Below are 21034 nucleotides of genomic sequence, written 5' to 3'. Positions count from 1 at the left end.
TCCTCGCCGAAGCCGCCGCCCGCGCCCACGACATCAAGGCCGCCACCGGTGTCCGCCCCCCTGTGCCGTCCGCGTCCGCCCCGCCTCCCGTCGACATTCCTGCCGCCGGGGTGCGGACACCCGGCGCCGACGTTGAACGGATCCTGCGTGGTCCGAGCGGCCTCGGCACGGCAGGCCTGCGCCTGGCCCGGCGCGAGGAGCCGCCGACGCCACCGACGCCGTCGGCGGTTCCAGCGGAAGGCAACCCGATCCCGGGCCTCTATCACCACCCGGTGCCGGAGCCCGACCCCGTGCGGGTGGAGGAGGTCAGCCGCAGGATCAAGGCCTGGGCATTGGACGAGGTCGACCTGTACCCCGAGGAGTGGGAGGAGCAGTTCGACGGCTTCTCCGTGGGGCGCTACATGGTCGCCTGTCATCCGGACGCTCCCACCGTCGACCATCTGATGCTCGCCACGCGCCTGATGGTGGCGGAGAACGCGGTGGACGACTGCTACTGCGAGGACCACGGAGGTTCGCCCATCGGCCTCGGCGGACGCCTTCTGCTGGCGCACACCGCCCTTGACGCCCTGCACACGACGCAGGAGTACCAGCCGCGGTGGACGGAGTCGCTCCACTCGGACGCGCCCCGACGCGCCTACCGCTCAGCCATGGAGTACTTCGTCCAGGCGTCCAGCCCCTCCCAGGCCGACCGGTACCGGCACGACATGGCCCGTCTGCACATGGGGTACCTCGCCGAGGCCGCCTGGGCGCAGACGGACCATGTCCCCGAGGTGTGGGAGTACCTGACGATGCGCCAGTTCAACAACTTCCGCCCGTGCCCCACCATCACCGACACCGTCGGCGGCTACGAACTACCGGCCGATCTGCACGCCCGGCCCGCCATGCAGCGGGTCATCGCGCTCGCCGGAAACGCCACCACCATCGTGAACGACCTGTACTCGTACACCAAGGAACTCGCCGGCCCCGGCCGGCATCTGAACCTGCCCGTGGTGATCGCCGAACGCGAGGGCCTCTCCGACCGCGACGCCTATCTGAAGGCGGTCGAGGTCCACAACGACCTCATGCACGACTTCGAGGCCGAAGCCGCGGCCGTGGCCGTCGCCTTCCCCGTCCCGACCGTGCAGCGCTTTCTCCGGGGGGTGGCCGCGTGGGTCGACGGCAACCACTACTGGCACCAGACCAACACCTTCCGCTACAGCCTGCCCGATTTCTGGTAAGAAGAATGGAACCATCTGTGACCAGCACCGACCTCGGCGCCGACGTCGCCACCTCCTCCAGCGCCGCCATGTTCATCCCCGCCCCGGCGACCCCCTACCAGGGGGACATCGCCCGCTACTGGGACCACGAGGCCAGGCCCGTGAACCTGCGTCTCGGCGATGTGGACGGCCTTTACCACCACCACTACGGCATCGGAGACGTCGACCGCACCGCCCTCGGCGACGCCGATGCCGGCACATACGAGAAGAAGTTGATCGCCGAGCTCCACCGCCTGGAGTCGGCACAGGCCGAACTCCTCCTGGACCACCTCGGCCCCATTGAACGTGACGACACACTCGTTGACGCCGGCTGCGGCCGTGGCGGCTCGATGGTCATGGCCCACCAGCGCTTCGGGTGCCGGGTCGAGGGCGTCACGCTGTCGGCCAAGCAGGCCGACTTCGCCAACCAGCGCGCCCGCGAACTCGGCATCGAGGACCACGTCCACGCCCGCGTCTGCGACATGCTCGGTACGCCCTTCGAGACCGGGCGGGCCGCGGCCTCGTGGAACAACGAGTCAAGCATGTACGTGGACCTGGAAGACCTCTTCGCCGAGCACTCCCGCATCCTCGCGACCGGCGGCCGCTACGTGACCATCACCGGCTGCTGGAACCCGCGTTACGGCCAGCCCTCGAAGTATGTCTCCCAGATCAACGCGCACTTCGAGTGCAACATCCACTCCCGCCGGGAATACCTGCGCGCCATGGCCGACAACCGCCTCGTACCGCAGGCCGTCATCGACCTCACCCCCGCGACCCTGCCGTACTGGGAGTTGCGGGCCACGTCCTCACTGGCCACAGGCATTGAAAAGGCGTTCATCAACTCCTACAAGGACGGTTCCTTCCAGTACCTGCTCATCGCGGCCGACCGCATCTGACCGTCGGCCTCCATTCCGCGGGTGGGGAGCATGGGTCCAGCGGGCGCCCATGCTCCCGCCCGGGGCGTGGTCAGCCGCTGGAACCGCGGACCACGAGCTCGGGTTTCAGGACGACGTCATCGCTGCCGCCGTCGAGGAGGGCGAGGGAGGCCTCGACCATGCGCTCGGCGGTCGAGCCCAGGGTGGTGAGCCCCGGCGCGGCGGTGTCGGAGATGTACGTGCCGTCGAAGCTCGTTATCGCGTACTCGGCGGGCACGCGCTTACCGGCGTGCTGAAGCGCCGTCAGCACGCCGAGCGCGACGGTGTCGGCGGTGCAGATGATCGCGTCTGTGTCGCCGGGGTTCGCGAGCAGGAGCTTCGCCGCGTCGGTGCCGCTCGCCACCGTGAAGTTCGGCATTTCCAGAACCCGGTCGTCCGGCCCGGCGAGCGCGCGGAACGCGGCTGTGCGCTCGATGCTCGACGAGGAGCCTTCCTGGGCGTCGACCATCAGGATGCTGCGGCGGCCCCGCGCCCGCAGGTGTTCCACGAGCAGGCGGACCCCCTCCGCGTTGTCGAGCCGTACCGACGGCGCTTCCACGCCTCGTGCGCGGCGGTCGACCTGCACGACGCGGTTGGACCGCGCGAGCTCCGTGATCGCCGCGCCACTCCGCTCGAACGCCGCGGGCACCACGAGCACCGCGTCCACCAGCACCCGATCCATGGCGCCGAGCTGACGCTGCTCGGTCTCCGGGCTCTCGCCCGTGTCGATCGTCACCAGCCGCTTGCCCTGAAGATCCAGGCGGCGCGAATACGCCGACACCAGCTCCGCGAAGTACGCGTTCGCGATCGCCGGAACGACAAGGGCCAACGAATCCGTCGACTGAATCCGCAGCGCCCGCGCCGCCGCGTTCACCCGGTAGCCCAGTTCCTCGCATGCGTTCCGCACCCGCAGCGCCAGCTCCGGATCGACATTGCGCTGAACGCCGGACAGCACACGGCTCGCCGTCGGCACTGATACCCCCGCGCGCAACGCCACGTCCTTCAAGCCTATGCGCGCGCCCATCCTGCATCTCTCCCCTGATTCCGGCCGGCCGATGTTATCAGGACGGTCCCGGCGACCCATTGACGCGGCAGGGAAAGGCGTGCTTGGGTTCGGAAATGGTTTTCCCGGCGATGAGCGTACGCTACGATCACCCGCCGCAGGCCCCCGGGGCCGGCGGACGGGGGCCTGTCGTCGGACCGGTGAACCCCGGCCTCGGCCCCGGCGCGCTCGCCACCCCTCTCACCGGCGGTTTAGCGGTCCACCCCGCCGCTTAGCGCTCCGCCTCACCGCCGTACACGCCTCCCACCGCGGGCGCGACGACGGTCACCGCGCACGGCGCACGTCCCACACGGAGCCGCGTCGCCCCCGGACGCGGTCGACGCGCCCCTCGAACGCGAACCCACGACTTCCCCGGGCTCGAAGCTCGACCATCCGCTCCTCCCCACATCGCCATACGTCGAAAGGCGCCCTTCCATGAGCACTCAGGCTCAGCAAGGTCGTAGAGGCACGACCGTCGAATCGAACGGCGTCAATCCCGTTCCCGATGCCGAACGGCGCGGGAAGCCACGGGGCCTGTTCGCTGTGTGGTTCGCCTGGAACATCTCGATCCTCGGCATCAGTTACGGCATCTTCGTCTTCGGCCTCGGTCTGAACGTCTGGCAGACGATCGTCGCCGGGACCGCCGGCTACCTCATCTCGGCCACCCTCGTCGGCATCCTCGCGGTCGGCGGGCCCCGCACGGGACTGCCGACCCTCGCCCAGACGCGTTTCGCGTTCGGCATGAAGGGCAACAGGATCCCCGCGTTCTTCGCCTACCTGTCCAATATGGGCTGGAAGGTGACGATCATCACACTTGCCTCAACCACCGGTGCGAACCTGTTCGCGAAGCTGTGGCCGTCGGTGTTCGCCGACACGGACGGGTCGAGCGCCACATCCACGATCGTGCTGTGGTTCGTGCTCGTGCTCGCCCTGACGATGACGGTCTCCGTCCTCGGCCACGAACTCATCATGAAGGTCGAGGTCTGGATCTCCTGGGTGACCGGCATCATGACGGTCGCGTTCCTCGGATTCATGGTGCCCGAGATCGCGTGGGCGCACCTCGGTGACACCCCTGCGGGCGGACCGCTGGTGTTCATCGGCGGCATCATCATGGCGATGACCCTCGTCGGCCTCGGCTTCCTCAACTACGGCGGCGACTTCGCCCGCTACCTCCCGCGCGAGACCCCGGCGCGCGGCGTGATCAGCTGGACGGTCACCGGGCTCAGCCTGCCGGTCGTCATCCTTCTCGCCGTCGGCGCGCTTCTCGTCGGCGGGGATTCCAAGCTCGGTGCCGCCACAGCGTCCGACCCGATCGGGGCGCTCACCGCGCTCCTGCCGATGTGGTTCTTCGTTCCCTTCTCCGTCGTGATCGTCATCTCGCTCGTTTCGGCCGCCATCACGGGCATGTACAGCTCCGGCCTCGCGCTCATGGCCGTCGGCGTACCGCTGCGCCGCTCCGTGACGACCGCGATCAACGCGATCATCATCGCGGCGGGCGCCTTCTACCTGCTGTTCATCTCCACCTCGTTCCTCGCGACGTTCCAGTCGTTCCTGTCGCTCATCGCCGTGATGATGGGCACCATGGGCGGCATCCAGCTCATCGACTTCATCCGGCAGCGCCGCATGGGCTGGAACACCGACCTGGCGAATCCGCGCGGCTACGGCGGCCGCGACGGGCGCTGGACGGCGATTCTGAGTCTGATCACCGGAACCGTCGTCGGTCTCGGCCTCGTGACCAGCTCCGACCCGAACTTCGCGAAGATCACGGGGTTCCTCCTCACCGAGGAGGCCCGCACCGGCGTGTTCGGGTCGAGCGGGCTCGGCATCGTCATCGCCCTGGTGCTCGGCGCCGCGCTCTACGCGATCCTCACGTTCGGACTCCGGCTGGACCCGAAGCCCGACTACTCGCTCGTGACCGCGGGAGACGCCGCTCGCGGGGACGGCGGGCTCGAGGTTCCGACCCCCGACGCGGCCGGCAGGAACGCGGCCGACTTCACCGAACGCTGACCGACCCGTGGCGGCGAGGCCCGCGCGGGCCTCGCCGCCGCTCGAGGAGCTGACCCCCTTGCCCACCTCGTCCGCCTCGTCCGCCTCATCCGCCTCGTCCGCACATGAGACCGCGCTGCACCGATTCCGGAACCCGGACCCCTGGCATGCGCCCGCCGCCTACTGGTTCTGGCACCGGCTGCCCGACGAGGACACGATCCGCGCCCAGGTGCGGCAGATGCACGACGCCGGGATCCGGAGCTTCCAGGTGCAGGCGCGGCTGTCGTACCCGATCGGGGGTTACCTGGACGACGACTACCTCGCCGCGTGCCGTGCGGCCGTCGAAACGGCCGCCGAGCTCGGCATGATCGTCGGCATCTACGACGACTACAACTGGCAGACCGGTCACGCCGCGGGCCGGGCCGTGACCGGACACGACGAGCTGCGCGAACGGCACCTGTTCTGGGTGCGGGTCCCCGCGGGCGCGAGCGAGGGCTCGCTCAGCGGGATCCGCTCGGCGACGGAGAACCTCGGCCCGGCCGCGATGGACTGGCACTACGAGGGCGGCGTCGTCGCCTGGGCCGACTGGCGGGTCGAGTACGCGCTCGTCGTAGAAGCCGTGGAAGCCGTGGAAACCGTGGAAGCCGTGGAGGGGGAGCAGGGCACGGCCGCCGAGCGGCCCGAGCTCGTCGACCGCGTGGACGGCGCCGCCGACAGCTGCCGTGTCCGCCTCGTCGAGCCCGTGGCGGACGGCTCGGAGGCGATCGTGTTCGTCTCCGCCCGCTGCGCGACCTCCCGGCTCGTGAACCCCGTCGACCCGGTCGCGGTCGATCGGTTCATCGAGGCCGGCTACCAGCCCTTCGCCGACGCCCTGGGCGACTTCTTCGGCTCCACCGTCGCCTACATGTTCTTCGACCAGCCGCACGCCGTGTACTACGACTGGGCGGAGCGCACGGGAGACCTGCGTTCGGCGATGCCGTTCCACGAGAGCCTGGCCGTCTCGATCCGGGAGCGCTGGGGCGGGCGGACCCCCCAGGTGCTCGCCGCCGTGCTCGACGGGGACGACCCGGAGCGGCTGAGCCTCCGCGCCCAGTTCTACGAGCACTTCAGCGGCTACGCGATGGAGACGTTCCTCGGCAAGCTGCGCACCTGGAGCCACGCCCACGGCCTGCGTCAGTCCGGCCATGAAGTCCTCGGGCACGTCGGCGGCTGGGCACTCGACACCGCGTTCGCGAACTGGGACCTGCGCGTGAACTTCGGACTCGACCACTTCGGCGTGGACGGTTACCGCGACCTCACCGCGGTGGACGCGCAGGACGCCCTGGTGCAGCTCAGCCCCGTGTTCGGCGACTCGGTCGCCCGCCACCACGGCCGCGGCGGGACGATGGTCGAGCAGTACTTCGTCACCCCGCCCGAAGGCGGGACCCCGTGGTCCGGCCATTGGGGGCTCACCTTGCAGGAGTTGCGCACAACGGCGATCAACCACCATCTGCAGGGCATGCGACAGATGATCTTCCACGGCTTCTACCAGACCCACGGCCATGGAGACGATCACGAGTCGCTGCGGAATCCGCGCTTCGACTTCCCCCCGGGCATCAACTTCGAGCCGTGGTTCGCCGATCATCACCCGCGGTTCGCGCTCGAGAGCGCGCGGCTGAGCGAATTCCTCGAACCGGTGTCACCACAGAGCGACGTGGCGGTCCTGTACCCGTTGCGTACGGTGTGGACCGCGGGGCAGCTCAGCGAGCAGGCGTCGGCGATGGGCGAGTGGGCCCGCGCGCTCACCGAATCCCGGGTGGGCTTCCACCTCGTGGACGAACGCGATCTCGACGCCGCCGCTGTGGAGGAAGGCGCGGTGTGCTTCGGGGACCGCCGGTACCGGGCGCTCGTACTCCCCGCCGTGACAACGCTGCGCTCGGCGGCGTCGCTGCGTCAGCTTCGCCGTCTGACCGAATCGGGGGTACGGGTGCTCGCCGGCGGCGCGACGCCCGCCGTCTACCAGGAGGGCCCACAGACCGCCGCCGAGGACTGGGCGGACCTCGCCCCCGCCGTGGAGATGTTCCATGCGGTCCCCGAGGAGGCGGTCCTGCGCGGGCTTGCCGCGCAGCGTGAGCGGACTGAGCCAACGCTGCGCGTCCCCGCGGGCTCGGCGGTGCGGTGGCGCGGCGGCCCGGACGCGGCCGGCGGCTTCCGCTTCGCGTGCTTCACCGAGACCGAGGGCACCGTGGAACTCCTGCTGCCCTACGGGCCCTGGCACATCGAGGAATGGGAGGCCTCCGACGGCACCGTGCGCACCCTCGAAGCAGCCGAGAACCCGGTCGCGCTGCGGCTGGAGCAGAACGCGCTGCGCCTGTTGCGTGTGCGCAGGGACGCGGAGCCCGCTTCCGGTCGGGCGGACGCCACGGAGGATTCCGAGGCCGCGGCCGCTCACGGCAGGCCGGAATGGTCGGCGCCGGAGACGCTCCAATCCGGCTGGCTGCTCGAGGTCGCCGAGGACGCGTACGAGGAGGCGGGCACCCGCCGCGACATCGCGGTGACACGCGGCTGGGAGCGACAGGGCCTTCCGGCCTTCGCGGGCACCGCCGACTATGTGCGGCAGATCGAGCTCGACACGCCGGTCCCCCTGGAGCTGACGCTCCCGGCCGTCGCCGGAGCCGTGACCGTGTCCGTGAACGGCATGCGTGTGGCGGAGCGCGCCTGGGCGCCGTACCGCATAACGATCCCCGCCCACACCCTGCGGCCCGGGGGGAACGAACTCCGCATCCGGGTCGCGCCGTCGGCGGCCAACCGCTACTACGCCGGGACCGGGCTCCGCGCCGAGCCCGAGCCGTGCGGGCTGCTCGCGCCGCCACTGCTGCGCCACGCGCTCAAGAGTCCGAACCTCGGTGCGTCCCCGGACGGTTCCGGCTCCGGCCCCCGCTCATCCTCGATCACGGAAGGGTGATCCAACGTGCTCAAAGGACTCGACCCGCTCCTGACCCCGGACCTGCTGTACACGCTCGCGCAGATGGGACACGGAGACACCATCGCCATCGTCGACAGGAACTTCCCCGCGCACTCCGTGAACGACCGCGTGATCCGGCTGGACGGCACCGACGTCGTCTCGGCGGGCCGGGCGGTGCTCGCATTGCTGCCGCTCGACACGTTCATCCCCGAGCCCATCGCGAGGATGGAGGTCGTCGGCGACGCCACCGCCGAGCCGCCGGTACAGACGGACTTCATCGCCGCCGCGAAGGAGGCATCGGACCGCCCCGTCGCGGTGGAGGCGGTCGAGCGCCACGCGTTCTATGCGCGCGCCCGCTCCGCGTTCGCGGTGGTCATCACGGGCGAGGACAGGCCGTACGGATGCTTCCTGCTCACCAAGGGCGTGCTGCCGGAGTTCTCTCCGGAGCGTTGATGTCTGCGGCCGGAGCCGCTGTTCGGGGGGACTGGGAGACCGGAGCAATGATTACGGCAGCATGAAACGGCCTTCCCGCAGCCCAACTGCGATGTCCGCGGCGGTCTGCTCGAGTACCACGTCCAGGCTCGGCCGCAGGACGATGCGCACGCCGCGTCGGTCATGACGTTGGGGCCTCGCTCACGCGAGGCCTCACGACGGGATCAGACGGTGAGGACGAGCTTGCCCTGGAGGTGACCGCCGTCGAGCAGCCGGTGCGCGTCGGCGACGCGCTCGAACGGGAACGTCTCCTGCACATGGACCCGGAGCCTGCCCTGTTCGACGAGTTCGACGAGACCTCGCAGGGCGACCGGATCGGGGTCGACCGCGATGCCGCTGAAGCGCATGCCGGCCGCCTCGTACTTGGCGACGAGCTCCGAATCCTCCTCGGCGACCGCCGTCACCAGGTGACCGCCTGGGCGGAGCACTTCGAGCGACCGCTCGACGGTGTCGCCGCCGATCGTGTCGAGCACGACGTCGATGTCGCGGACCGCCTCGGTGAAGTCGACCGCCGTGTAGTCGATCACCTCGTCGGCGCCGAACTCCTCGACGAACTTCCGCTTGCTCCCGCTGGCGGTCGCGATCACGTGCGCGCCGAGCGCTTTCGCGATCTGGATCGCGACGTGGCCGACCCCGCCACCACCGCCGTGGACCAGGACGCGGTCGCCCTCGGTCACGCCGCCGAGGTCGACCAGGCCCTGCCACGCCGTCAGCCCGACGACCGGCAGCGCCGACGCCTCGACGTGCGAGAGCGACGCCGGCTTGCGTGCCAGGTGCAACGCCGGCGCCGACACGACCTCGGCGTACGCGCTCGCCGCCCGCGGGAACAGCGGCATCCCGAACACCTCGTCGCCGGGCCTGAACCGCCACGTCAGCGACCCCTCCTCGACCACGCCGCTGATGTCCCAGCCGAGGATGAACGGCGGCTGGCCGATCAGCGGGGGGAACTCGCCGGCGCGCAGGAGCGCCTCCAGCGGGTTCAGCCCGATCGCCTTGACGCGGACGAGAACCTCGGTCGGGAGGGGCTGGGGCTCGGGCGCGTCCACGATGGTGAGCACCTCGGGACCGCCGAACGTCTGCTGGGTGATGACTCGCATGACTCTCCTGGCTTTGAATGGGGAGAGAACCCAGGCTATGTTTCCGATAGGAACCAGCAGGTACCTTAGGCGCCATGAGCGGCTTCGGTCCCGGTGGTCCCTTTCTCGCCGACTGTCCGGCGCGTTTGACGGTCGAGCTCATCGCCGACAAGTGGACGGCGGTCGTGCTCTACGGCCTCAGCAAGGGCCCGGTGCGCCATGGCGAGCTGATCGAGCTGATCGGCGGCATCTCCCGCAAGATGCTCACCCAGACGCTCCGACGGCTCGAGGCGCACGGACTCATCCGCCGCCACGCCTACGCCGAGGTGCCGCCCCGCGTCGAGTACGAGCTCACCCCGCTCGGGGCGACGCTGATCGATCCGATCCACATGCTGACCGAGTGGGCGAGGGCGAACGGCGACGCAGTACTCGATGCGCTCGACGCCGATCCCGAGCAGGTCGCCCATAGCGACTGAGGCCCCCGCCAGGGCGCTGAGTATCCTCTCGGCCGCTACTCGTTATCGGCCCGGCCGCGCTCGGTCTGACGCCGTGCTGGAAGGGGCCGGGCTTCTCCTTCGGCAGGCGGCTGCACTGCTCCTCGGGACTCGTCCACCGCTCCCGCACCCCGGCCCCCCGGCGGTAGCGGGGGGCCGGGGCACCGTTCGGTCAGGACGGGTTGTCCGCGTGGGTGAGGGTCGTCCAGGCGTTGAAGTAGTTGTCCGTGCCGGACGGGCGGTGGGCCTCGGTGTACTTCTGGGTGTTGGACATGCTGATGCCGAGGCGGTTGTGGAGGGCGTTGAAGCCGACCTCGGCGACCTGGTCGAGGCCCTTCTTGACGAAGCCGCCGCACAGCCAGGACGGCACGGCGGTGCCGTTCTCGTAGGCGGTGTGGAAGCCCAGTGCGTAGCGCAGCCGGTCCTGGATCTTCGGGTAGAGGTCCTGGCCCTGGATGCGGCTGGTCTCCGCGATGTCGGCGATGGAGGCGATGCCCCAGCCGGTGTGCCCGAAGTCGCGGCAGGTCTCCTGGGCGAGGCCGTCGGCGAAGGTGCTCTGGCCCTGCCAGTACTTGATGATCTCGGCCTCGGTGTCAATGCTGCTGTCCGCGGGCGGCTTGGGCAGATCGCCGTCGCTGGTCAGGTATACGTACGCCGGGACGCGGTCGAGGTACGTGCTGACCGCCTTGTCGTAGGCGGAGCGGTCGTCGAGGAAGACCGCGATGCCGATGGCCACCTCGGTCATCACCAGTTCCCAGTTGCCGTTCTTGGTGACGGCACCGTTGATCACCTCGGGGAGGTACACGTTCCGCAGCATGGTGGCGAAGCGTCCGGCGCCCGGCCAGCCGCCGTCGTAGGTGTACTTGATGATCTCGGCGGCGCGCGGCCAGGTGGCGCCGGACCAGCCGGACTGCAGCGGGGCGTTGCTGTTGGTGTGATCAGTGATCGTGGAGGACCAGGCGTCCATGATCTCGATCGACTTCTTGGCGTATCTGCTGTCCCGGGTGAAGTACCAGGCGAGCGCGTCGGTGTAGGCCGCGATGGCGTCCTGGCGCTCCTCGGTGCACCCGTGGTTGGGGTTGGACGACGAGCCGCACTCCACGACGGCGCGCGGTTGGGGGGTACGCGACAGCGAGGCGTAGGAACTGCCCATCATGTCGTCGTAGGCGGCCTTCCAGGGCTGTTGGCCGGCCTGCGCCTTCGAGCGGGCGTAGTCGAGTTGAGCCCGGCTCACCAGCACCCCGGGGTGGGTGAAGGCGGCCGGCGCGGCCGTGGCCCGCGGGGCCGGTCCGCTGAGCTGAAGGCTCAGCAGACCGGCCAGCAGGGCGAGAACACTGAGTAACGCGGTTCTGGTTCGTGCCATCCGATGACCTCTTCTGTTCATGGATGAGAACACAGTTCCCACATACGGACAGGATGGCCTGGACCATAAGGACAGCCCGTGAACATGTCAATGCCTCCGGGCGATGGCCGGGAAGTCCTTTGTGCGCCCGGCCGGGTGGTCCTGGTTCCGCTCCGTCAGAGGCTGCGTGCGGTGATGTCGCCGTGGGAGGTGGTGGCGCGGATGTCGAGTTCGGCGGTGCCATCGTTCTTGAGGGCGTTGCTGACGCGGCCGTAGCCGGTGTCGGCGTCCAGGGCGGCCGAGACGCCGACGGCGGCACCGACCGAGATGTCGCCGGACTGGGTGCGGAGCACGACTCTGCCGCGCTCCGCCTCGGCGATCCGGATGTCACCCCGTGCGGTGCTGATCTCCGCGGGGCCGCCCAGCCGGCCGACCTCGACGTCGCCGTCGAGCGCGGTGAGGCGGACGCTCGCGGCCTCGTCGATCTTGATCTGGCGGTGCGCGCCGTCGAAGGCGACGTCACCGAGGCGGCCGACACCACGCAGCTCGGAGGCGGCGGCCTTGGCCTCGACACGGGAGCCCGCGGGCAGTTGGACGGTGACCTCCAGGGATCCGGAGGGGCCGATGAACTGGTTCTTGGGCTCGGGGGCGTGGATCCGCAGGACGCCGTCGGCGCAGGCGACGGTGGTCTGCTCGGCGGCCTGGACGTCGCGGCTCTTGGAGGGGTTGGCGGGCAGGACCTCGACGGTGGTGTCGGCGCGGTCGGCGGCGATGAACTGGACGCGTCCGGCGGGGATGGCCAGGACGACGCGGATCGGGGCGGGGGTGTCGAACTTCTGCATCATGCTCTCCTGTGCTCGCTCGGTGTTTCTGATGCCAGAAACGCTACGTTGCTTTCCATGTCTCGGCAACGAGTTCGTTGCATAGAATCGCCATCCACCCAGGTGTAAGCAGTAAATATGTTGCAATGGCCTTGACAGTAACGCAACGACGACCACCACGGTCATTGCAATGAGTGAGAAGTGAACGCTACCCTGGGGGCAGAGACCACCACGAACGATCACCAAGGAGACCGCGATGCCGGGAGGCAGGCTCACCCAGCAGGAACGCCAGCAGATCGCGCTGGGGCTGGCCGACAGCCTCCCCTACGCCGAGATCGCCCGGCGCCTCGGCCGTCCGACCTCGACGATCACGCGTGAGGTGATGCGCAACGGCGGCCCCACCGCCTACCGCGCCGACCTGGCCCACCGCGCCACCGAACGCCGCGCCCACCGGCGCAGGCCCGCCTCCTCGCGCGGGCCCGCGCCGGTCCCCCAGCCACACGGGCGCGACGCCGAGGCTGTGGCCGAGTACGAGGAGACGCTCACCACCGTCCTCATGGCCTCGGGTCTGCCCAAGATGACGGCCCGGGTGCTGACCTGTCTGTTCACCACCGACGCGGGCAGCCTCACCGCGTCCCAACTCGCCCAGCGCCTCCAGGTCAGCCCGGCGTCCATCTCCAAGGCGATCGCCTTCCTGGAGAGCCAGAGCCTCGTCCGCCGAGAACGGGACGAGCGCCGCCGTGACCGCTACGTCGTCGACGACGAGCTCTTCTACCAGGCGACGATCGCCAGCGCCCGATCCAACGACCAGCTCGTCGAAACCGCACGCCAAGGCGTCGCCGTCCTCGGCCCCCACACCCCCGCCGCCACCCGCCTGGAGAACATCGCCCGCTTTCTCGACTTCATCAGCGAAAGCATCACCCGCGCCGCCGAACAGGCCCGTGAAGTCCTCCACGCCAAACGCGAAACAACCTGAGAGGTGGTTCCGCGGCGACGTCGGACGTCGTCAGAGGATGTCGTAGGTCAGGTGCGTCGCGGTCGTTGTCGAGGTCACGCTCCGCTGGACCAGTGTGCGCGGCGCTCCGCCGGTGAACAGTGGCGTTCCGGCGCCCAGCACGACGGGCGCTAGGTGCAGCGACAGCACGTCGACCAGCCCGGCCTCGAGCGCCGAGCCGACCGTGGCGCCGCCGCCCATGAGGACGACGTCGAGGTCCTTGCCGCTGTCCGACGACGCCGCCTCGGCGCGCTCGCGCGCGGCGGCCACGGCGTCGGGCAGACCGGTGGTGACGAACGTCCAGTCGAGGTCGGTGAGCCGTACCGACTCCGGCGGCGAGCTCGTCACGACGACGAACGCGGGCTTGCCAACCTCGCCGGCGCCGTAGCCGATCGTGTCGTCCCAGCCGCCCGGCCCGTCGACCACGTCGAAGAGCCGACGGCCGAGGACGACGGCGCCCGAGCGGACGGTCCCCTCACGCAGGACCCGGCGGTCGTCGGGGTCGTCCGAAAACGCCCAGGTGTGCAGGGCCTCGCCGCCGGTGCCCAGACCGCTGTCCGGGCCGGGGTCGGGCCCGGTGACGAAGCCGTCGAGGGAGACCGAGATATCAGCGATGATTCGAGTCATGTCAGGGCAGACCCGAGCCGCCGCCCGAACTCATCGCGCACGCTGCCCATGGACCGCTCGGGATCAACGCATAAGGCCTCAGGATCAACGCATAGGATCGCTCGGGACCAACGCATACTTGTCGGCCAACACGCAAGTTACTTGTTAAGGTATCCGCATGGTCACCACTCGCCGTACCCAGCAGGAGCGCCGCGCCCAGGCCGAAGCGGCGCTGCTCAACGCCGCCGCCGAACTGGTCGTCGAGCACGGTGTGCGGTCGCTGACGCTGGCACGGGTCGGCGAACAGGCGGGGTACAGCCGCGGGATCGTCACCCATCACTTCGGGTCCAAGCAGACCCTCATCGAGCGACTGGCCCGCGCGACGCAAGCCGGTTTCGTCCCCGGGCTCGCGGACCTCCCACCCGGACTGGACCGGCTCCTGCGACTCGTCGACGGCTACATCGGGGCCTCCGGGGGTGCCGGAACGATGAACCGGGCCTTCCTGCTGCTGTGGGCCGAAGCGGCCACCGCGTCCGAACTGGCCCCGATCTTCCGCGAGCGCGACGAGGCATTCCGCTCCGACCTGCGCACCGACGTCGCCGCCGGCATCGCCGACGGCGACGTACGCACGGACATCGGCCCCGACGACGTCGCCATCGCGATCCTCGGACAGCTGCGCGGAATCGGCCTGCAACACCTCCTCGACCCTCACACCGTGGACACCGCACGGCTGCGCCACACCGTCACCGACTACTGGCGCCGGGCACTGCGCGCCCCCTAAGCAGGTCGGAGGAAGTCCACTACGGTTCGGGCAGCGCCCCGAAGGGGCGCGGGGAACTGCGCGACCAGCCACGATGCGGCCGCAGACGCACGACGGCATCTCGCGGCACTTCCCGCGGAGCGCTTAGAGCAGTGCGCGTCAGGTCGTGGCCAGCAGCAGATCCTCTCCGCTCGATGGGCGGAGGCCGTCGGTGCGATCGGCGAAGTAGCGCTCGGCGAGCGAGGCCCCCGACACATGCCGGACGTCCGCGAAACCGGCTTCGCGGGCCAGTTCCAGCATCTCGGGCGGTTTGTAGAAGCTGATGAACGGCGTCCCGGATGCCTGCGCGCCTTCCATGCTCGCCCGGAAGCCGGGGCGGTCGGCGGCGTCGAGGAGTTCGACCGGCAGCAGGAAGGTCATGGCGAGTGTCGAGCCGGGTGCGAGCCCGGCGATCTGGCGCAGGGTGGCCGCGATGGCGTCTTCGGTGAGGTACATGCTGACGCCGGTGGAGACGATGACCGCGGGTCTGCCGGTATCGAAGCCGGCGGCGGCCAGCTGCTTCAGCCAGTCTTCGCTCGCCTCGAAGTCGACCGGCACCAGGTGCGGCCAGTCGGGGATGCCATAGCCGAGTTCGTCCAGGCGATGGCGTTTCCATGCCTGCGGGCCGGGCTGGTCGACCTCGAAGACCCGTACGCGGGAGGCGGCCTCCGGCCTGCGCTGGGCGAAGGTGTCCAGACCGGCCCCCAGGATGACGTACTGCGTGACGCCGTGGTCGGCGCGCTCGTCGATCAGGTCCTCGATGAAACGGGCGCGGGCCACCATGGCCGCCCGGAACCCTCTGGTGGCGTCCGGGTCCATGTCGGGGCGGCGGCGCCAGTCAGCGTCGGGGGCCGCCAGCCGCAGGCCGATCTCGTCCTCGAACACATGCGGCGGTGGGTCGACCTGGACATGCATGGCCCGCCAGAGAGCGGTCCGCACCGCGGTACTGTCCGGCGCCCCGGTCTGCTCGTCCACCACGGTGTTCCCCTTTCGTCGCGGTCAGCTCTTGGCGGGAGCCTGGAGGCTCCACAGGCGCCCGTCGGGGTCGCGGACGGTCATCTCCTTGGTCCCGTGATGGGTGTCCTCGAACGGCGTGACCACCTCGACGGCGGGGTCGGGACGGAACCCGTCCGCGTCCGCCGCCTTCAGCACGATCCGCGTCTGGGGCTCTCGATCCTCGGGGATCTCGGAGATGAAGACGTAGGGCCCGTCACCGTTGCGGAGCTGACCGGAGTTGTGGTCGGTCGCGACGACAGGCCGCCGCCGTACGAGCCGCACGCTGCCCCGGAAGGCGCGATGCCTTCCGGGGCAGCAGCGGACGCCCCGGGCGCGGTGCTCAATCGCGCGGTGCGGAGGACCGGTTCGCGGAGCCGTTGATCACGAACTGCGAGCCGGGCTCCTTCACCACGTCGCCCTGAGCCGAGTTGGTGATCCTCACGTTCGTCAGCGTGGCGTCGCCGCGCGCCCCGCCCATCGCGAGGATGCCGGACCCGTTGTTGGACTTGTCGATGGTGACGTTCTCGATCTGGACGCCGGGCATCGCGCCGCCGCCCGTCTTGAACTGGATGCCGTCGTAGGTGGAGTCGTGGATGTCGGTGTCGCGGATCGTGACCCCCGGGATGTCCTGCCCCTGGGCGAACAGGGTGATCGCGCCGAACTCCTGCGCCTCGCCCCAGAACGCGCCGCCCGTGCGGTACAGGCCGTTGTTGGCGATGAGCGTCTTGCCCGAGAAGGGCAGGGGGTCGTGGTCCGTGGCCAGCATGATCCCCGGGTAGTTCATGGTGTCGGAGATCAGGTTGTTCTCGATCGTGTTGCCGTAACCGCCGTAGACCGCGATGCCGTTGGCCCGCCAGGGCAGTTGGACGGTGTTGTTGCGGAAGTGGTTGTCGTGGCCGATGTCCGCCGAGGTGTCCTTCACATACTTGTTGGCCCAGACGGCGAGCGAGTCGTCGCCGGTGTTGCGGAAGGAGGAGTTGTACACGGTCGAGTTGCGGGTGCCGTTGGTGAAGTTGACGCCATCGGCGTAGGTGTTGCGGATCCGTACGCCGCTGAACTCGAGTCCGTCACCGGGCCCCCACAGCGCGGGGATATTGGAGTAGTCACGGCCGACCCAGGCGCCGACGTTGGCGTGCTCGATCCATACGTTGGTGATCTTGGTGTTCTTGCCGAAGCGGCCATTGAGCCCGACACCCCCCTCGGCGCCGCCGTCGCCCCCGCGGATGGTGCCGGAGCCGAAGATGGCGATGTCGGAGATCTTGGTGTTGTCGTCGATGTCGAAGCCGAAGTTGCCCTCGTGGGGGTGGTTGATGCCGCCCGCCTCCTGGGGCGGGATGAGCGAGTAGAGCTGGGAGTGCCACATACCGGCACCGCGGATGGTGACGTCCCGGATACCCATCTGGTTGTACTGGCCCTGGTTCTGCGGGTCGTCGGTCAGGATCTTCTTCTCCTGACGCCACTGGCCCGCGGGGATCCACACGCAGGGGATCACGCCCTCCTGGTCCGCGGTGACGGCGCGCTGGATGGCGTCCGCGTCGTCGATGCCGTCGTTGGGCACGGCCCCGTAGTCGGTGATGGAGACGCACTCGGCGGGCTTGGCGGCCGGTGCCGCGACCTGCTCCAGGTCGACCAGGTCGATGATGTAGAAGGCCGCGTCGTCACCGGCGTCCCGCTGGAGCCGGAATTTCGTACCCTGCGGGTAGGTGTCGGTGAGCAGGGCGTGGGACTCGTCGAACAGCCGCCGGGCGTCGCCGCCGGGCCGATTGGTCAGGCCCTCCGGGTCGTCGGTCGTGCCGTAGAGCCAGCTGTGCTTGGAGGACAGGGTGAGTTTGCGGACGAACGTGCCGTCCGCGTAGAGGCTGATGGTCGCCTCCCTGCCGCCGCCGCCCGCCGCGTCCGGGATCGAGTTGCGGACGACGATCGAGTTGGACGGGGTGGTGGAGGTGAACTCCACGTACTGACCGCTGGTGTCGAGCCGGACCGATGCGCGCCCGGAGGACTCGGTGGCGAAGTTGGTGTGCCCGAAGGTGCGCTTGGCGTCCGTCTTCAGCAGGGTGCCGTCGTACCGGCCGTCCTCCGCCTCGTACTCGGTGTACGGCACGGCGGCGCCGCGTCCGACGACGAGGGAGCGGGCGAAGGTGTTGTTGTCCTCGTTGGTCTCGGCGACGGTGTCGGTGGCGTCGGCCGTCGCGGCGAGTGTCGCTCCCCCGCTGGTGGCGGTCCAGTCGCCGCCGATGGCCACGGTGGCCGTGCCACCGGCCGGGATGGTGCCCGCCGTGCCGTTCAGCGTGGTCCCGCCGACGGTGAGCCGGGTGACCGATCCGGCGGACACCGCGCTCGTGCCCCTGTTGTGCACCGCGACGGTGAAGGTGACCTTGGCGCCGACGGCCGGGCTGGCGGGGTTGGTGGTGATGCCGGTGACCTCCAGGTCCGGTCCGGGGGCCTGGCCGACGACCAGCTTCGAGGCGGCGTTGCGGCTGTTGTTGGTGTTGTCGAGCTCGGCGACCGTGTCGGCGGGGTCGACGACGGCGGAGACGGTGTAGCTGCCCATGGGCCGCTTACCGACCTTGACCGGCACCTTCAGCGAAGCGCCCGGCGCGAGCGCGCCGACGGCTCCGCTGCCGGCGACCGTGCCCTCGAGGCTGACGTTCACGGTGGTCGCGGGCGCGGCGGCCGTCCCGGCGTTGCGGACCGTCGCCTCGACGGTGACCGCGTCCGCCTCGGAGGGCGACTCGGGCGACCAGGCGAGTTCGGTGACGGTCAGGTCGGGGGCGGGTGCGGCCGTGCCGACGACCTCGAACTCGGCGACCTGTCCTCCGCCCGCGCCGGTGTTGCCGAAGAACTGCAGGCGTACGTCCGCGTACCGTCCCGTGACCGGGATGGTCACCGTGTTCTTGTTCTGCGACGGGCTGAAGGTGTAGTCGGCCCGGTCCTTCAGCGAGGTGAAACCGGACTCTCCGGCCGGTCGTCCGAGCACCTGAATGCTCTGTGACCGGGTGGACCAGACGGGATCGGGGTTCAGCTTGACGACGACGCCGGTCAGATCGGCGTCGGCGCCGAGCTTCGCGGTCAGCGTCGAGGACTGGCCGCTCGCCTCCCAGTATGTGGAGGTGCTGCCGTCGTTGGCGTTGCTCGCGACGTAGTCCTGGGTGGTCGACGACGCCTCGATCGGCTTGCGCAGGGCCAGGTTGGTGCCCGCGGGCGGGTTTCCGGGCGGCTCCCCGTCGGCCTCCCCGCGCACCTCCACCTCGGAGAGCTGGGCGGCGTTCCAGCCCGTGTTGCCGGTCACCTGTACGCGCACATACCGTGCCTCGGCCGTGACGTCGAGCGCCACGGTGTTCCCGGACGATGGCGAGAAGTCCTTGCGCACGTCCGGAACCACGGTGGTGAAGTCCTGGCCGTCAGTGCTGGCCTGGACTCTCACCGCCTCGGTGCGGGACTCCCACGACGCGGGGAGCTTCAGTGCCACCTCGTCGATGTCCGACTTGCTCCCGAGGTCGACTTGCACCCACTGTGGGAACGAGCCCGCGGGACCCTCCCAGTACGAGGCCTGGCTGCCGTCGGTGACATTGCTCGCCGGGTAGGAGCCGTGTGCCCCACTGGCCGTCACCGGCCTGCCCAGCGCCAGATTCGCTGCTTCTTCCGCTCCCTCTGCGGCATGGGCTGTCACGGGCAGCAGCCCGACCGTGAGCAGACCTGCCGTCACAAGCCCGGCGGATAACCGCCGACCGTGATGTCTTCTTCTCATGAGGCCCTCTCGATCCCTTCCCCTGAGCGCTCGCAACCGGCCCCGCCACCCGCCGCCCACCGACGCGCGGCACATCTCGGGGGCAGGGAGCACGGAGGCATGAGGGACTGGTGCGCCTGGTGGACGATGACGGTGTTCAGCAGGCCCAGACGATGCCGCGGTGGTGCCGAGCCGGCCGCAGTGCAAGACTTGAGTGATTTCGTCTATCTTTTGCAGCGATGCTTTGACAGATTTCTACCGCTCATCGACTTTGTCAACGACCTGGTACACGGCAGTACTTGATCGGCTGCAGCAAGAACGAACCCGGCTCGGGGACGGTGGGAAGCGGCTGAAGACCGTAGCGGACGGTCAGGGCAGTACGACCAGTTCGCGGCTGGTGCGGTTGAGCCGCTCACCGCCGTCGTCGGTGCAGATGACGATGTCCTCGATCCGGGCTCCGAACCGGTCGGGAAGATAGATGCCCGGCTCGACGGAGAAGGCCATGCCAGGCTCCAGCGGCAGGGCTGAGCCCGCCACGATGTAGGGCTCCTCGTGAGTTTCCAGCCCGATGCCATGACCGGTGCGATGGATGAAGTGCGCCCCGAAGCCCGCGTCCGTGATGACATCCCGGCCGATCGCGTCCAGTCGCTCGGCGGTGATACCGGGCCGCACCGCATCGGTCTGGGCACGCTGGGCGGTCAACAGCACCTCGTACAGCCGCCGGTACTCCGCCGGCGGCTCGCCGACGACGTAATCGCGGGTGGAGTCGGAGCAGTAGCCGTCTTCGGTGGTCCCCCCGATGTCGACCACCACGGGGTCACCGGGAAGGATCACCCGGTCCGACAGCTCATGGTGGGGACTGGCGCTGTGGGGTCCGGAGCCGACGATGACGAAGTCGGTCCGCACATGGCCCTCGGTCACGATGGCTTCCGCGATGTCCCGGCCGACCTCGCGTTCGGTGCGCCCGGCGCGCAGCCACTCGCCCATGCGGGCGTGCACCCGGTCGATGGCAGCGCCCGCCCGGCGCAGCGCCTCGACCTCGGCCTCGGTCTTGCGGATCCGCAGCCGGCCGAGTACCTCTCCGGCGAGTGCCTGGTCGGTGTCGGGCAGCACGGCGCGGAAGGCGACGACCTTCTCGGCCCACATGTGGTTGTCGACGCCGACCCGGGCCATACCGCCGGGCAGCCTGGCCGCTACGAGGGCATACGGGTCCTCGGTCTCGGCCCATCCGGTGATCTCGATGCCGAGGTTCCCCGCCGGGGACGCGAGCGCGGCAGGCCGCTCCAATTCGGGCACCAGGAGGAAGGGCTCGCCGTCCACGGGGAGCACGAGACAGGTGAGCCGCTCCAGGGGAAGAGCGTGGTAACCCGTCAGATAGCGCAGGTCGGCGCCGGGACTGATCAGCAACGCGCCCAGGCCCGCGTCGGCAGCGGCCTCCCGGGCGCGCTCCAGACGGTCGGCGGGGTAGAGATCGGTGGGGATCACGGGAAGTTCTCCATCCTGGCGTCGGGCCGGGCTGAGGCAACAGGCCAGACCATCCTCGACCGGCCAGGGCCCCTTCACGGC

At 69.7% G+C, this 21034-nt stretch carries 17 protein-coding genes; 8 read left to right on the top strand and 9 right to left on the bottom strand.

Features of this window, described 5'->3' with window-relative positions; all coding sequences use genetic code 11:
• Positions 1 to 32 precede the first annotated feature (32 nt).
• Both GWI24_RS11015 and GWI24_RS11010 read left to right on the top strand, forming a co-directional pair.
• Positions 33 to 1217 carry a family 2 encapsulin nanocompartment cargo protein terpene cyclase gene (locus GWI24_RS11015; protein WP_308343611.1) on the top strand — a complete coding sequence of 395 codons (1185 nt, stop codon included), beginning with the start codon at positions 33 to 35 and terminating at the stop codon, positions 1215 to 1217.
• A gap of 17 nt (positions 1218 to 1234) precedes the next feature.
• The gene (locus tag GWI24_RS11010) at positions 1235 to 2131 is read left to right on the top strand and encodes a geranyl diphosphate 2-C-methyltransferase (RefSeq protein ID WP_210945723.1); all 897 of its coding nucleotides are present in this window, start codon (positions 1235 to 1237) and stop codon (positions 2129 to 2131) included.
• Positions 2132 to 2201: 70 nt separating this feature from the next.
• Here the strand turns inward: GWI24_RS11010 and GWI24_RS11005 are convergent, their stop codons facing one another.
• Complete coding sequence (locus GWI24_RS11005; RefSeq protein ID WP_210945722.1) at positions 2202 to 3173, bottom strand: LacI family DNA-binding transcriptional regulator; 972 nt, start codon at positions 3171 to 3173, stop codon at positions 2202 to 2204.
• Between the two features lie 453 nt (positions 3174 to 3626).
• Here GWI24_RS11005 and GWI24_RS11000 point away from each other — a divergent pair, with 453 nt between their 5' ends.
• From GWI24_RS11000 to GWI24_RS10990, 3 genes are read left to right on the top strand one after another with little or no spacing between them, the layout of a single operon-like run.
• A complete protein-coding gene (locus GWI24_RS11000; RefSeq protein ID WP_210945721.1) occupies positions 3627 to 5198 on the top strand; it encodes a cytosine permease in 1572 nt (523 codons plus the stop codon).
• Between the two features lie 58 nt (positions 5199 to 5256).
• A complete protein-coding gene (locus GWI24_RS10995) occupies positions 5257 to 8121 on the top strand; it encodes a hypothetical protein (protein ID WP_210945720.1) in 2865 nt (954 codons plus the stop codon).
• A gap of 6 nt (positions 8122 to 8127) precedes the next feature.
• The gene (locus tag GWI24_RS10990; RefSeq protein ID WP_210945719.1) at positions 8128 to 8574 is read left to right on the top strand and encodes an RbsD/FucU family protein; all 447 of its coding nucleotides are present in this window, start codon (positions 8128 to 8130) and stop codon (positions 8572 to 8574) included.
• Positions 8575 to 8777: 203 nt separating this feature from the next.
• Here the strand turns inward: GWI24_RS10990 and GWI24_RS10985 are convergent, their stop codons facing one another.
• Positions 8778 to 9710 (bottom strand): NADP-dependent oxidoreductase, encoded by a 933-nt coding sequence (locus GWI24_RS10985; RefSeq protein ID WP_210945718.1) that lies wholly within the window; start codon positions 9708 to 9710, stop codon positions 8778 to 8780.
• 74 nt (positions 9711 to 9784) lie between these two features.
• On the opposite strand from GWI24_RS10985, the gene GWI24_RS10980 reads away from it, so the two are divergent.
• On the top strand, positions 9785 to 10165 hold the full coding sequence (locus GWI24_RS10980) for a helix-turn-helix domain-containing protein (RefSeq protein ID WP_210945717.1): 381 nt from the start codon (positions 9785 to 9787) through the stop codon (positions 10163 to 10165).
• A 190-nt stretch (positions 10166 to 10355) separates the two neighbouring features.
• Here the strand turns inward: GWI24_RS10980 and GWI24_RS10975 are convergent, their stop codons facing one another.
• A complete protein-coding gene (locus GWI24_RS10975) occupies positions 10356 to 11546 on the bottom strand; it encodes an alginate lyase family protein (RefSeq protein ID WP_210945716.1) in 1191 nt (396 codons plus the stop codon).
• A gap of 155 nt (positions 11547 to 11701) precedes the next feature.
• Positions 11702 to 12367, bottom strand: coding sequence for a DUF4097 family beta strand repeat-containing protein (locus GWI24_RS10970; RefSeq protein WP_210945725.1), 666 nt, complete (start codon positions 12365 to 12367; stop codon positions 11702 to 11704).
• A gap of 235 nt (positions 12368 to 12602) precedes the next feature.
• On the opposite strand from GWI24_RS10970, the gene GWI24_RS46805 reads away from it, so the two are divergent.
• Positions 12603 to 13322 carry a helix-turn-helix domain-containing protein gene (locus tag GWI24_RS46805; RefSeq protein ID WP_210945715.1) on the top strand — a complete coding sequence of 240 codons (720 nt, stop codon included), beginning with the start codon at positions 12603 to 12605 and terminating at the stop codon, positions 13320 to 13322.
• Between the two features lie 30 nt (positions 13323 to 13352).
• Here the strand turns inward: GWI24_RS46805 and GWI24_RS10960 are convergent, their stop codons facing one another.
• On the bottom strand, positions 13353 to 13967 hold the full coding sequence (locus GWI24_RS10960; RefSeq protein WP_210945714.1) for a dihydrofolate reductase family protein: 615 nt from the start codon (positions 13965 to 13967) through the stop codon (positions 13353 to 13355).
• A gap of 157 nt (positions 13968 to 14124) precedes the next feature.
• Here GWI24_RS10960 and GWI24_RS10955 point away from each other — a divergent pair, with 157 nt between their 5' ends.
• Positions 14125 to 14727 carry a TetR/AcrR family transcriptional regulator gene (locus tag GWI24_RS10955; protein WP_210945713.1) on the top strand — a complete coding sequence of 201 codons (603 nt, stop codon included), beginning with the start codon at positions 14125 to 14127 and terminating at the stop codon, positions 14725 to 14727.
• 138 nt (positions 14728 to 14865) lie between these two features.
• Here GWI24_RS10955 and GWI24_RS10950 read toward each other — a convergent pair whose 3' ends face one another.
• The 4 genes from GWI24_RS10950 to GWI24_RS10935 form a co-directional block, all read right to left on the bottom strand.
• Positions 14866 to 15723, bottom strand: a complete 858-nt coding sequence (locus GWI24_RS10950; protein ID WP_210945712.1) for a class I SAM-dependent methyltransferase — start codon at positions 15721 to 15723, stop codon at positions 14866 to 14868.
• Positions 15724 to 15744: 21 nt separating this feature from the next.
• On the bottom strand, positions 15745 to 16023 hold the full coding sequence (locus tag GWI24_RS10945) for a VOC family protein (protein ID WP_308343609.1): 279 nt from the start codon (positions 16021 to 16023) through the stop codon (positions 15745 to 15747).
• A 58-nt stretch (positions 16024 to 16081) separates the two neighbouring features.
• Positions 16082 to 19489: a CARDB domain-containing protein gene (locus GWI24_RS10940; RefSeq protein ID WP_210945711.1), complete on the bottom strand. Its 3408-nt coding sequence runs from the start codon at positions 19487 to 19489 to the stop codon at positions 16082 to 16084.
• A gap of 348 nt (positions 19490 to 19837) precedes the next feature.
• Complete coding sequence (locus tag GWI24_RS10935) at positions 19838 to 20953, bottom strand: Xaa-Pro peptidase family protein (RefSeq protein ID WP_210945710.1); 1116 nt, start codon at positions 20951 to 20953, stop codon at positions 19838 to 19840.
• Positions 20954 to 21034 lie beyond the last annotated feature (81 nt).

The organism is Streptomyces sp. MK37H (genome assembly GCF_018035285.1).
GTDB lineage: Bacteria > Actinomycetota > Actinomycetes > Streptomycetales > Streptomycetaceae > Streptomyces > Streptomyces endocoffeicus.
The sequence above is the reverse complement of the archived record's forward strand: the minus strand, read 5'-3'. Positions and strand labels throughout refer to the sequence as shown.

Coding starts and splice junctions, on each gene's coding strand:
- GWI24_RS11005 (WP_210945722.1), bottom strand. CDS start 3,173: ATGGGCGCGCGCATAGGCTTGAAGGACGTGGCGTTGCGCGCGGGGGTA.
- GWI24_RS11000 (WP_210945721.1), top strand. CDS start 3,627: ATGAGCACTCAGGCTCAGCAAGGTCGTAGAGGCACGACCGTCGAATCG.
- GWI24_RS10985 (WP_210945718.1), bottom strand. CDS start 9,710: ATGCGAGTCATCACCCAGCAGACGTTCGGCGGTCCCGAGGTGCTCACC.
- GWI24_RS10980 (WP_210945717.1), top strand. CDS start 9,785: ATGAGCGGCTTCGGTCCCGGTGGTCCCTTTCTCGCCGACTGTCCGGCG.
- GWI24_RS10975 (WP_210945716.1), bottom strand. CDS start 11,546: ATGGCACGAACCAGAACCGCGTTACTCAGTGTTCTCGCCCTGCTGGCC.
- GWI24_RS10970 (WP_210945725.1), bottom strand. CDS start 12,367: ATGCAGAAGTTCGACACCCCCGCCCCGATCCGCGTCGTCCTGGCCATC.
- GWI24_RS46805 (WP_210945715.1), top strand. CDS start 12,603: ATGCCGGGAGGCAGGCTCACCCAGCAGGAACGCCAGCAGATCGCGCTG.
- GWI24_RS10960 (WP_210945714.1), bottom strand. CDS start 13,967: ATGACTCGAATCATCGCTGATATCTCGGTCTCCCTCGACGGCTTCGTC.
- GWI24_RS10955 (WP_210945713.1), top strand. CDS start 14,125: ATGGTCACCACTCGCCGTACCCAGCAGGAGCGCCGCGCCCAGGCCGAA.
- GWI24_RS10940 (WP_210945711.1), bottom strand. CDS start 19,489: ATGAGAAGAAGACATCACGGTCGGCGGTTATCCGCCGGGCTTGTGACG.